At 74.6% G+C, this 11,647-nt stretch carries 10 protein-coding genes; 7 read left to right on the top strand and 3 right to left on the bottom strand.

Translation table 11 applies throughout. The features are described 5' to 3' along the window. The first annotated feature begins 35 nt into the window (after nt 1-35). Nucleotides 36-1,337 (top strand): hypothetical protein, encoded by a 1,302-nt coding sequence (locus ASL10_RS16185; protein ID WP_162234591.1) that lies wholly within the window; start codon nt 36-38, stop codon nt 1,335-1,337. A 38-nt stretch (nt 1,338-1,375) separates the two neighbouring features. Further along, complete coding sequence (locus ASL10_RS16180) at nt 1,376-1,837, top strand: DUF2809 domain-containing protein (protein WP_162234590.1); 462 nt, start codon at nt 1,376-1,378, stop codon at nt 1,835-1,837. Nucleotides 1,838-1,972: 135 nt separating this feature from the next. Here ASL10_RS16180 and ASL10_RS03830 read toward each other — a convergent pair whose 3' ends face one another. Genes ASL10_RS03830 through ASL10_RS03820 form a run of 3 tightly spaced genes read right to left on the bottom strand, consistent with a single transcriptional unit; the run spans nt 1,973 to nt 6,173 of the window. Next, on the bottom strand, nt 1,973-4,126 hold the full coding sequence (locus ASL10_RS03830; RefSeq protein WP_082460122.1) for an iron ABC transporter permease: 2,154 nt from the start codon (nt 4,124-4,126) through the stop codon (nt 1,973-1,975). A gap of 8 nt (nt 4,127-4,134) precedes the next feature. Continuing rightward, complete coding sequence (locus ASL10_RS03825; protein ID WP_304437902.1) at nt 4,135-5,184, bottom strand: iron-siderophore ABC transporter substrate-binding protein; 1,050 nt, start codon at nt 5,182-5,184, stop codon at nt 4,135-4,137. Between the two features lie 14 nt (nt 5,185-5,198). After that, the gene (locus ASL10_RS03820) at nt 5,199-6,173 is read right to left on the bottom strand and encodes an ABC transporter ATP-binding protein (protein ID WP_199736298.1); all 975 of its coding nucleotides are present in this window, start codon (nt 6,171-6,173) and stop codon (nt 5,199-5,201) included. A gap of 95 nt (nt 6,174-6,268) precedes the next feature. Between ASL10_RS03820 and bla the strand changes: the two genes are divergently transcribed. The 5 genes from bla (at nt 6,269) to ASL10_RS03795 (ending at nt 11,608) form a co-directional block, all read left to right on the top strand. After that, entirely contained in the window at nt 6,269-7,231 is a 963-nt protein-coding gene (gene bla, locus ASL10_RS03815) for a class A beta-lactamase (RefSeq protein ID WP_056044428.1), read from the top strand. A 300-nt stretch (nt 7,232-7,531) separates the two neighbouring features. Continuing rightward, nucleotides 7,532-8,668, top strand: a complete 1,137-nt coding sequence (locus ASL10_RS03810; RefSeq protein WP_056044427.1) for an ABC transporter substrate-binding protein — start codon at nt 7,532-7,534, stop codon at nt 8,666-8,668. Then, a complete protein-coding gene (locus ASL10_RS03805) occupies nt 8,668-9,642 on the top strand; it encodes an ABC transporter permease subunit (protein WP_157485222.1) in 975 nt (324 codons plus the stop codon). Before ASL10_RS03810 ends, ASL10_RS03805 begins: the two co-directional genes overlap by 1 nt. Next, the gene (locus tag ASL10_RS03800) at nt 9,639-10,526 is read left to right on the top strand and encodes an ABC transporter permease subunit (RefSeq protein WP_082460121.1); all 888 of its coding nucleotides are present in this window, start codon (nt 9,639-9,641) and stop codon (nt 10,524-10,526) included. The genes ASL10_RS03805 and ASL10_RS03800 overlap by 4 nt, the downstream gene beginning before the upstream one ends. Next, on the top strand, nt 10,523-11,608 hold the full coding sequence (locus ASL10_RS03795) for an ABC transporter ATP-binding protein (RefSeq protein ID WP_056044426.1): 1,086 nt from the start codon (nt 10,523-10,525) through the stop codon (nt 11,606-11,608). Before ASL10_RS03800 ends, ASL10_RS03795 begins: the two co-directional genes overlap by 4 nt. The last annotated feature ends 39 nt before the right edge of the window (nt 11,609-11,647 follow it).

Raw genomic sequence — 11,647 nt, 5'->3', positions numbered from 1 at the left:
ACGCGACCCGGCTCGCCCGTTCGTAGGCTCGAGAGATGGCCTTTCCCACGCTGCACCGGGCGATCGCGGCATCGGTGGCGACCGTCGTCGTCGCGTGCGGCCTCACGTCGTGCTTCTTCGCCGAACCACCGCCCGAGGGGTCCGAGCAGTCCCTGGCCGAGCTCGCCGATCGGATCGCAGCCGTCGACGGTGTCGCCTCGGTCGAGACCCGCCTGCAGCAGCGTGACGCGAAGGACGACCCCTTCACCTGGGACGCCTACGTCGAGGTCACCGCGGACGGCCCCGACCTGGCGGTCGCCGCCCTCGTCGACGGCGTGGTGGGCGACGGCGTCACGGGTACCACCCTCGACATCGACCTCGACGTCCCCGGCGGCCCGGGCCTCGCCCCGGTCACCGTCGATCCGACGTCGGAGGTCCAGGTCGGACTGGCGGGCGACCTGCGCGGCGAGAGCACCCTGGCCTCCGTCGACACCACCCGCTACGCCTACTCGGCGGTCGTCGCACCCGGGAACTCGTTCGCGGACGCTGCGGCGGCGGTCCAGCCGCACCTCGGCACGGCTGGCCCGACCTTCTCCCTCCACCTCGGCCAGGCGACGACCACGACGTCCGTCCCTTCGTCGGTGGCCCTGAGCCCCACCTCGCCGGCACCGACGATGCTCGCGACGATCGACGCGGTGCTCGCGCTCGACGGCGTCACCGGACTGGCCTTCACCCCTGGTGACGTCACCGCGAGCAGTCGACCTTCGCTCGACGTCTCGACCTACGAGCCCGATCCGGTGCTCGCCGTCCTGCGGGGTGCGGCCGACGAGCAGGCCGATGCCGGGGTCGCCCGCCGCACCGAGTTCTGGGTGCGGAAGCCTCGGGCGACCACCCCGGAGACCGGCTGGATCGGCCTGCCGCTGGGCGCACCCGAGCCCGACGACGGTCCGGAGCCCCAGCCGGGCGACATCGGTGAGAGCCCGTTCGTCAACGAGGGCCCGCTCGCCGAACTGCCCGAGCAGGAGGCCGCCGTGCGCGCCTACGTCGAGGCATCCGTGGCGGCGACGGGCGTGCCGGCCGAGGTCGAGACCAGGCGCGAACTGTGCGAGACCGAGTACGGCACCCGGGTGGTCGGCTCGGTGGTCGTGCCGGTGTTCACCGTCCACGACGACGCCCAGGGCCCGTTCGACGCCGTCGTCGACGGTTGGTCGGCCGACGGGTTCCACCAGGCCGGTCGCGCCATGGGCCGGGACTACTGGTCCGCGCCTCCCGGCCGTCCAGACGGCATCGAGTCGGCGAGCATCCGCGGCACGGCCGACGGCCTGTCGTTCGGCGTCCAGACCGGGTGCCTCTCGTGACGCCGCCCGTCGAGTGGTCGCGAAGCGTCCCTCCCGCTGTGCGGAAGGACGATTCGGGACCACTCGACCCGCGGGCCGCAGATCCGGGGGATGCTCGACGACTGCGGCCGCGGGCGCGGCGGCGGCGGCTGCTGACGGCGGTCGCGGCGGCGGCGACCGTCGCCCTCGGCGTCGTCGCGAAGCTCGCCGTCCCCGGGCTGACGGGCGACCTGCTCGGCTCGGCGCTCTACACGGTGCTGCTCGCCCTGCTGCTCGCGCTCGTCGCCCCGCGTCTCGTCGCCCCGCGCCTGGCCGCCCCCGCCGCGGCCGGGGCCGCCACCGCGGCGTCGGTCGGCATCGAGCTGCTCCAGCTGACCGGACTGCCCGCCGCCGCCGCCGACGCGTTCCCGCCCGTCGCGTGGGTGCTCGGCTCCACCTTCGTGGCGACCGACCTGCTCGGGTACCTGGCGGGAGGCGTCGCGGGGCTGGTGCTGCTCCGGGTGCTGCGCCGCGCCTCCTGACGTCCCGACCCCGGGAGGCGCGGGTCGAGTGGGCAGAAAACGTCCTTCGTCGAGGCGGGAAGGACATCTTCTGCCCACTCGACCGGCCAGGGCGTCGGGGCCCCAGGGCGGCCAGGCCGCCAGCGCGCCGGGGCGTCAGCTCGCGGAGGCCCGCCCGCGCCAGAGCAGCCAGACGAAGTACGGCGTGCCGATGACGGCGGTCAGCAGGCCGGCGCCGAGCTGCGCCGGGGCGATCAGCGTGCGGCCGAGCACGTCGGCGGCGCAGACCAGCACCGCGCCGAGCAGCACGGCCACGGGCAGCACCCGCGCGTGCCGCCGTCCGACCAGCGACCGGGCGGCGTGCGGGGCGACGAGTCCGACGAATCCGACCACGCCCACGGCGGCCACGGCCGTCGCCGTGAGCAGCACCGCGAGCGACAGGAAGACCAGGCGCGACCGCGAGAGCGAGACCCCGAGGAGGCGCGGGGTGTCGTCGTCCACCCCGAGCAGGTCGAGGCGACGGCGCAGCAGCACGACCACGACGAGCGCGGCCACGAGCACCAGCGACACCGGCAGCGCGTCGTCCAGCGTGCGGCCGTAGGTCGAACCCGACAGCCAGGTCAGCGCCTTCGCGCCGTTGAACGGGTCGGTCAGGACGATCAGCAGGCTGATCGCGGCCGCCGTCGCCGTCGAGACGCCGATGCCGATCAGCACGAGCCGGTTCTGCGGGAAGCCACCGCGGGAGGCGAGGCCGAACACGACGACGGCCGCCACGACGGCTCCGGCGAACGCCGCGCCGGCCATGCCCCAGCCGGTCGCGAGCGGCACGGTGGTGACGAGCAGCACGGCCCCGAGGCCGGCTCCGCCCGTCACGCCGAGGATGCCCGGCTCGGCGAGCGGGTTGCGCGTGACGGCCTGCACGAGCGTGCCGGCGAGCGCCAGCGCCGCCCCCGCGGCGAGGGCGGCCACGACCCGGGGGACGCGGGTGTCGAGCACGTAGGTGACGACGCGGCCGGACCGACCGGCCACCCAGTTGGCGACGTCGCCGAGCAGCAGCTTGGCGTCGCCGAGCAGCACCGAGCCGAGGACGACGGCGACGAGGGCGGCGAGCACGACCACGACGACGACCACGAACCGCAGGCGGGAGACCACGGGGTGCCGGTCGGTCGGGGTGACGCCTCCGTGGTCGCGGGCACGGAAGGCCAGCACGACGAGGACGACCGCCCCGAGCAGCGAGGTCACGACGCCGGTCGGCACCTGGACCGACGTCTCGGCACCGACCAGGGCGCGCAGCAGCACGTCGGCGCCGAGCACGAGGGCGGCGCCCGCCAGGGCCGCGAGGGGCAGGAAGACGACGAAGCGGCGGACGGAGGGCACGGCCCGACGCAGCAGGCGGACGAGGGCGGGGGCGCAGAGGCCGACGAAACCGATCGGCCCCGCGAGGGTGACGGCGGCGGCCGAGAGCAGCACGGCGGCGAGGACGGTGACCACGCGGGTCGTGCGGACGTCGACGCCGACGCTGCGGGCGGCGTCGTCCCCGAGCGCGAGGGCGTCCACGCGGACGTTCATCGCGACGAGCACGAGCAGCCCCACGACGATCACCGGGGCGAGCTGGACGACGCCGTCGAAGCCGTTCTGCGAGATGCTGCCCTGGCCCCAGGCGTAGAGCCCGGCGGTCTGCTGCGGGAAGAGCAGCAGCAGGGCGCTCGTCACCGAGGCGAGGCCGAGGGCGAGGGCGCTGCCGGCGAGCACGAGCCGCACGGTGCCGGCGCCCAGCCCGGACACCGCGAGCACGAGCCCCGCGGCGAGCAGCCCGCCGACGAACGCGACGCCGGACGAGGCGAGCAGGGGCAGGCTGAGCCCCGTGACGGCCGCGAGCGCGAGCGCCGCGTAGGCGCCGGCGTTGACGGCGAGGGTGTCGGGCGAGGCGAGCACGTTGCGGCTCATCTGTTGCAGGGCCGCACCGGCGGCTCCGAGGGCGACGCCGACCAGCAGGCCGGCGACCATCCGGGGGAGGCGCGAGGCCACGACCACGGACGCGTCGCCTGCCGTCGCGGTGCCGGTCAGCGCCTGCCAGACCTGCCGGGCGCCGACGTCGGCGGTGCCCTGCGTGACGTCCACGAGGGCGAGCACCACGACGACGGCGACCAGCGCGACCGTCACGCCCACCGACCCGAGCGTGACCCGGCGGGGGGCGGCGAGCCGCGCCTCCTGGGCTCGCGCCGCGCGGAGCGCCCGCTCGTCGGGCCCGGCGGCGGGCTCGCCGAGCCGGGGCGGCGCGGGGTCGGTGGGGGTGACGGTCGTGCTCACGGTGCCGGTTACTTCGTCAGGGTCGACACCAGCGAGTCGACGTAGGCGGTCATCGCGGCGGGGCCGCCGAACATCCAGATGCCGTCGTCGAGACGGTGCACGTCACCGGACTGCACGAACGGCAGCGACGTCCAGACGGCGTTCGAGGCGAGCGACACCGCGAACGGGTCGTCGGCACCGGCGGCGGTGTTGTCGATGTAGAGGAACTGCACGTCGGCCGGCAGCTGCGTGAGGCCCTCGACGTCGGTCGTGGCGAGGCCGTACGCCTCGTCGCCCTCGACGGTCCAGGCGTTCGTCAGGCCGAGCTCCTCGGTGACGTCGGACACGAGCGAGCCCTTGGCGTAGGGGCGGATGCTGACCTGGCCGGCGTCGACGTAGGCGTCGGCGAAGGCGAAGGGCTGACCTGCGAGACCGGCGTCGGCGAGGGCCTGCTTGCCCGCCTCGACGGCGTCGGTGAACTCCTTCTTCACCTCGGTCGCCTTCTCCTCGGTGCCGGTGGCCTTGGCGATGAGGTCGAGGTTGTCCATGCTGTGCTCGATCTGGCGCGAGGCGTCGGCCGAGGTGATCTGCAGCACGGGAGCGATCTCCTTCAGCTGCTCGACGGCGTCGGCGCTCAGGCCGTCGGTCGCGACGATCAGGTCGGGTGCGAGCGACGCGACGGTGTCGAGGCTCGGCTCGCCGCGGGTGCCGATGTCGGTCGGCTCGTTGGTGAGCGGCACGGCGGCGTCCCACTCGTTGTACCCCTTCACGTCGGCGACGCCCACGGGTTCGACGCCGAGGGCGACGAGGTCCTCGACGACGTTCCACTCGGTGCCGACGACCTTCGTCGCGGGACCGTCGAGGGTGATCTCGGCCCCCGTGCCGTCGGTCAGGGTGATCTGCTCGCCGCTGCCCGAGGTCGAGCCGGCGTCGGCCGACTCGGTGGTGCCGCAGCCGGCGAGGGTCAGGGCCGCGGCCGCGGCGACGGCGGTGACCGTCAGCAGTCGGCGGGCGGGGCGGCGGGCGGGGCCGCCGGTGGTCGGGGTGTGGCGGGGCGTCGTCATCAGGCGCTGGGTCACGGGTGGTGTCTCTCTCATCGGACGGGCGTCTCGGCCCGGGTGTGGTGTCGGCCGATCGCGCGGGTGCGCAGGTGGCCGGTGGTGGGGTCGGTGTCGACGTCGATGCGGATGCCCCAGACGTCGGTCAGGAGGCGCGGTGTCAGCACGTCCCCGGGGTCGCCCTCGGCGACGATGCGGCCTTCGCTCAGCACGACGATGCGGTCGGCGAGCGCGGCGGCCTGGTCGAGGTCGTGCAGCACGACTCCGACCGCGATGCGGCCCGAGTCGGCCAGGTCGCGCACGAGGTCGAGCAGCTCGACCTGGTAGCGCAGGTCGAGGTAGGTGGTGGGCTCGTCGAGCAGCAGCACCCCGGTGTCCTGCGCGAGGCAGCTGGCCAGCCAGACGCGCTGCAGCTGACCGCCCGAGAGCTGGTCGACGCCGCGGTCGGCGAGGTCGGCGACACCGGTGAGCCCGAGCGCGCGGTCGACGGCGGCGGGGCCGTCGGGGTCGGAGCGCCCCCAGCGGCCGCGGTGCGGGTAGCGGCCGAACTCGACGACGTCGCGCACGCTGAGGCCGCCGGGGGTCGGGCGCCCCTGCGTCAGCAGCGCCACCCGCCGCGCGAACTGCCGCAGCGACAGCTCGAACCCGTCGACCGTCTCGTCGCCCGGGTCCTCGTCCTCGCTCGTGCTCGCACTCGCGCTCGGGCGGTCGAGCGGGCGCGAATCGTCCCTCCCCGAGGCGCGGACGACGTCCTCGGACCACTCGACCCCCGCAGGAGGCGCGGCGAGGGTCAGCGAGCCCGTGCGCGGCTTCTGCAGCCGGGCGAGGGTGCGCAGCAGGGTCGACTTGCCGCTGCCGTTCGGGCCGACGAGGGCGGTGACGCAGCCGGGGCGCAGCTCGAGGCGGGCTCCGCGGACGACGTCGACGCCGTCGTAGGCGACCGAGACGTCGTCGGCACGGAGGGTGGCCGAGGCGGGTGCGGTGGCCGCGAGGGGCAGGTCGGTGGTCACGCGCTTAGGTTAGCCTAACCTCACCCCGGTGCCGCAACCCGACCTCTCGACGTCGAGCCGACCCGCGCCTCCCGGGCGTCGGCGAGACTGGCCCGATGACCTCCCGGACGACGAAGACGACGACCCTCCTGACGGCCACCGCCCTGGGCCTGGGCCTGGCGCTGACCGGCTGCTCGACGCCCGGGGCGTCGGCACCCGCCCCGAGCCCGACCGCCACGCCGGTCCCCCTGCCCAGCCCGATCGCGGCGCCCGACCTCGCGACCCCCGAGGTCGAGGCCGCGCTGACCGACCTCGAGACGCGGTACGACGCGCGCGTCGGCCTCTCCGTGCTCGACACCGGCTCGGGCGCGACCCTCGACCACCGCGCCGACGAACGCTTCGGGTACGCGTCGAGCCTCAAGGCGTTCGCCGCGGCGGCCCTGCTCGACGCGACCGACGACGCCGACCTCGACCGCGTCGTCACCTGGACCCAGGCCGAGGTCGACGCCGCGGGGTACTCGCCGCTGACCAGCGAGCACGTCGCCGACGGGCTCCCGCTGCGGCAGCTCGCCGAGGCGGCCGTGCGGAAGAGCGACAACACGGCGCTGAACCTCGTGCTGACCGAGCTCGGCGGCCCGGCCGGGCTCGACGCCGCCCTCGCCGCGCAGGGCGACGACGTGACCGACGTCGTCCACGGCGAGCCCGAGCTCAACACGCTCACCCCGGGCAGCACGGCCGACACGACCACGCCCGCCTCCTTCACCGCCACCCTCGCCCGCATCACCGACGGCGACTGGCTCGCCGCCGACGACCGCGCCACCCTGCTCGAGTGGATGTCGGGCAACGCGACCGGCGACACCCTGATCCGGGCCGGCGCTCCCGACGGCTGGCAGGTCGCCGACAAGTCAGGAGGCGCGGGCGGCATCCGCAACGACGTCGCGATCGTGGTCCCCCCGTCGGGCGACCCCGTGGTGATCTCGGTGCTCACCACGCGCAACGACCCGGCCGCGACCTACGACGACGCCCTCGTCGCCGCCGTGGCCGAGGTCGCCCTCTCGGCCGTCGCCGCCGCCCGCTGACCCGGCCGACCCCGCCCGCCCCCTCGACCCCCGCCCTCTCCTCTCCTCCCCACCGCTCGTCGAGTGGGCAGAAGATGCTCCTCCCGCGGTGACGAGCAGCATCTTCTGCCCACTCGTCGCCGACTGTCCGTGCGGCGACGCCCCCGTCGGCACGCCCGCCCCGCCACCACCTGTTCGCCCCTCGTTCACGCGGCCTCCCCCGGGACGTCGTCGCGCCTCCTTAGCGTGCCCAGCGGGCCGTCCGGTCCCCCGTCGCCGTCCCCGGCGAACCCCGGCCCCGCACCCGAAGGACTCCACCGCATGATCGACAAGCGCCTGCTCGTCTCGGCCGCCACCCTCGGCATCGCCGCCCTCGCCCTGACCGGCTGCTCGGCGAGCGCCGACGCCGACAGCTCGGGAGGCGCGGCGAACGGCACCGACGCCGCCACCGCCACCAGCGCCGAGGACTTCGGCGGCATGGACGCCCTGGTCAGCGCCGCGCAGGCCGAGGGCGAGCTCAACGTGATCGCCCTGCCCGACACCTGGGCGAACTACGGCAAGATCATCGACGGGTTCGAGGAGAAGTACGACATCACCGTCAACTCGGACAGCCCCGACGTCTCGAGCGCCGAGGAGATCACCGCCGCCCAGAACCTGAAGGGGCAGGACACCGCCCCCGACGTGTTCGACCTCGGCTCGGCCGTGACGCTCGCCAACCTCGACCAGTTCGCGCCGTACGAGGTGTCGACCTGGGACGACATCGCCGACGACCACAAGGACGCCGACGGCAGATGGGTCTACGACTACACCGGCCTGATGTCGGTCGGCTACGACGCCGACGCCGTGCCGGCCCCCGAGAGCCTCGACGACCTGCTCGGCTCGGACTACGAGGGCAAGGTCGCGATCAACGGCGACCCGACCCAGGCCGGTGCCGCCGCCGCGGCCGTCGAGTGGGCCGCGCTGCAGTCCGGCGGCAGCGCCGACGACGTCAGCACGGGCGTCGACTGGTTCTCGAAGCTCGCCGACGCCGGCAACTTCCTGCCCACCGACCCGACCCCGGCGACGATCGCCTCGGGCGAGACCCCGGTCGTCTTCGACTGGAGCTACAACAACCTGGCCGCCGCGGCCGACGCCGGCGGACGCGACTGGAAGACGGCCGTCCTGCCCGGAACCGCCCTCGGGAGTTACTACAACCAGGCGATCAACGTCGACGCACCGCACCCCGCCGCGGCCCGCCTGTGGCAGGAGTACGTCATGGGCGACGACGCGCAGAACCTGTACCTCGCGGCCGGCGCCTACCCCGTGCGCCTCGCGGCGATGACCGAGGCCGGCACCGTCGACCAGGACGCCCTCGAGAAGGTCGGCGAGCAGCCCTCCGACACCGTCCAGTTCACGGCGGAGCAGACCGAGGCCGCCTCGAAGGTCCTGGCCGACACCTGGGCCACGGCGATCGGCTGATGGTGACGACGTCGACCCGCGCGGCGGACACGACCGCCGACGTGCGGTCGGCGCACGAGGGGGACGGCGGCGGCCTGCCGACCCGCGCCTCCTCGTCCTCCGACGGCGTCGGCCCCTCACGGGGTCGGCGCCGTCCGGCGGCCTGGTGGGGGCTGACCCCGTTCGCCGTCTGGGTGCTCGCCTTCTTGATCGTGCCGTGCCTGCTCGCGCTCGGGACGGGCTTCGTCGACGGCGACGGAGCCCTCACCCTCGACAACCTGGCCGCGCTCGGCGACCCGCTGATCGTCCGTGCCTTCGCCAGTTCGGCCGCCGTCTCGGCCGTCACGGCCGTGGCCGGGGCCGTCGTCGGCGCCGTCGTCTGCTGGGGCCTCACCTCGCTGCGCCCCGACGGAGCCGTCCGCAACGCCATCGACGCCGCGTCGAGCGTGCTCGCCCAGTTCGGCGGCGTCATGCTGGCGTTCGCCTTCATCGCGACGATCGGCATCCAGGGCGTCGTCACGCGGTTGCTGATCGACGTCGCCGGCGTCGACCTCTACGCGGACGGGGTCTGGTTCTACCAGGTGCCCGGGCTCCTGCTGCCCTACCTGTACTTCCAGGTGCCCCTCATGGTGATCACCTTCATGCCCGCCGTCAGCGGCCTCCGCCCGCAGTGGAGCGAGGCCGTGGCCACGCTCGGCGGCACCCGGTGGCAGCACCTCGTCCGCGTGGTCGTCCCGGTGCTCGCCCCGGCGTTCGTCGGCAGCCTGCTGCTGCTCTTCGCCAACGCCTTCTCGTCGTACGCGACCGCCGCCGCCCTGATCAGCCAGGGCGCCCAGATCGTGCCGCTGCAGATCCGCGCCGCACTGATCAGCGAGACGGTGCTCGGTCGCGAGAACGTCGCCGGCGCGCTCGCGCTCGGCATGGTCGTCGTCATGGCCGTGCTGATGACGGGTTACTCGCTGCTGCAGCGCCGCACCGAGCGGTGGCAGCGATGAGCGCCCGGACGACGGAGCCGACGCGCACGACGCGCACGCCCCGGACGACGAGCGCTCCGCGGTCGACGAGCGCAGGAGGCGCGGGCACGGTCGCGCGCCGCACCGCCCTGGTCGTCGTGGGGGCCCTCTTCGCGGTGCCGATCGCGGCGATGGTCGCGTTCTCGCTGCGCAGCGCCGACGGCACGGGTCACGACCTGAACCACTGGCTGGCGATCGTCGACCCCGAGAACGAGCGGATGTACCGCAACCTCGTCGAGGGGGTCACGAACTCGCTGCTGCTCGCCGTCGTCTCGGCGTTGCTCGTGCTCGTGCTGCTGGTGCCGGCGATGGTGCTCGTGCACCTGCGCCACCCGCGCCTCGTCCGGCCCCTCGAGTTCGTCTGCCTCGTGCCGATCACGGTGCCCGCGATCGTGCTCGTGGTCGGGCTGGCGCCGGTCTACTCGGTCGTCTCGCGGGTGGCCGGTTCGGGCGCCTGGACGCTCGCGCTCGCGTACGGCGTCACCGTGCTGCCCTACGCCTACCGTGCGGTGCAGTCCGACCTCGCGGCCACCGACCTCCACACGCTGACCGAGGCCGCGCGCACGCTCGGCTCGAGCTGGCCGCGCACGATGGCCCTCGTCGTCGTGCCGAGCCTCCGCCGGGGACTGCTCGCGGCGGCGTTCATCACCGTGGCCGTGGTGCTCGGCGAGTTCACCATCGCCTCGCTGCTCAACCGCGTGAACCTGCAGACCGCCCTGGTGCAGGTGTCCCGATCCGACCCCTATGCCGCCGTCGTCCTCGCCCTGATCTCGTTGGCCTTCGCCTTCGTGCTGCTGCTCGTGATCGGGCGGGTCGGAGCCCTCGGGGCCGCCCGCCCGATCCCCACCCGGAAGGCCCTCTCGTGACCGCCACGCTCCCCCGCCCCTCCGTCACGAGTCCGACGGCCGCCGGCGCGGGCGCCGCCGTCGCGTTCCACGACGTGACGAAGCAGTTCGCCGGGCACCGGGCGCTGACCGGGCTCGACCTCGAGCTGCAGCCCGGCGAGCTCGTCGCCGTGCTCGGTCCCTCGGGCTGCGGCAAGACCACCGCGCTGCGCAGCCTCGCCGGGCTCGAGGACGTCACGGGCGGCAGCATCACGATCGACGGCCACGACGTGGTCGGCGTGCCGACGCACCGCCGCGACGTCGGCATGGTCTTCCAGGCGTACTCGCTGTTCCCGCACCTGACCGTGCGGCAGAACGTGGAGTTCGGGCTGCGGATGCGTCGGGTCGACAAGGCCGCCCGCGCCACCCGGGCGGGCGAGATGCTCGACCTGGTCGGGCTCGGCGACCTCGGCGAGCGCTACGCCCACCAGCTCTCGGGCGGCCAGCAGCAGCGCGTCGCGCTGGCCCGGGCGCTGGTCACGCAGCCCCGCGTGCTGCTGCTCGACGAGCCGCTCAGCGCCCTCGACGCCAAGGTGCGGGTGCAGCTGCGGGACGAGATCCGGCGCATCCAGCGCGAGCTGTCGATCACCACGCTCTTCGTCACCCACGACCAGGAGGAGGCCCTCGCCGTCGCCGACCGCGTCGCCGTCATGCGCGCCGGGTCGATCGAGCAGGTGGGAACGCCCGAAGAGCTCTACTCGGCCCCCGCGACGGCGTTCGTGGCCGAGTTCGTCGGGACGAGCAACCGGGTCTCCGGCGAGGTCATCGGCGGGCTCGTGCGGCTGGCGGGCTGCCCCGAAGTGCCGGTCGTGGGGACGCCGGCCGAGGGACCGGTCTGGGCGTACGTGCGTCCAGAGGACGTGTCGTTCGTCGCGCAGGGCGGGCTCGCGGGCGTCGTCGAGTCGGTGTCGTTCCTGGGGGCCGTGTGCCGCACCCGCGTGCGCGTGGACCGCGAGACGCTGCTCGTGCTGGACCACCGGGCCGACGAACGGCGCGAGCCGGGGTCGTCGGTGCGCGTCTCGTTCACGCCCGCCCGCGTGGCCGTGACGAGCCGCGCCTCCTGACCCACCCGACGGCACCGGGTCACCCGGGCGACGGAGGCG

Source organism: Frigoribacterium sp. Leaf8 (assembly GCF_001421165.1).
GTDB lineage: Bacteria > Actinomycetota > Actinomycetes > Actinomycetales > Microbacteriaceae > Frigoribacterium.
The sequence above is the reverse complement of the archived record's forward strand: the minus strand, read 5'-3'. Positions and strand labels throughout refer to the sequence as shown.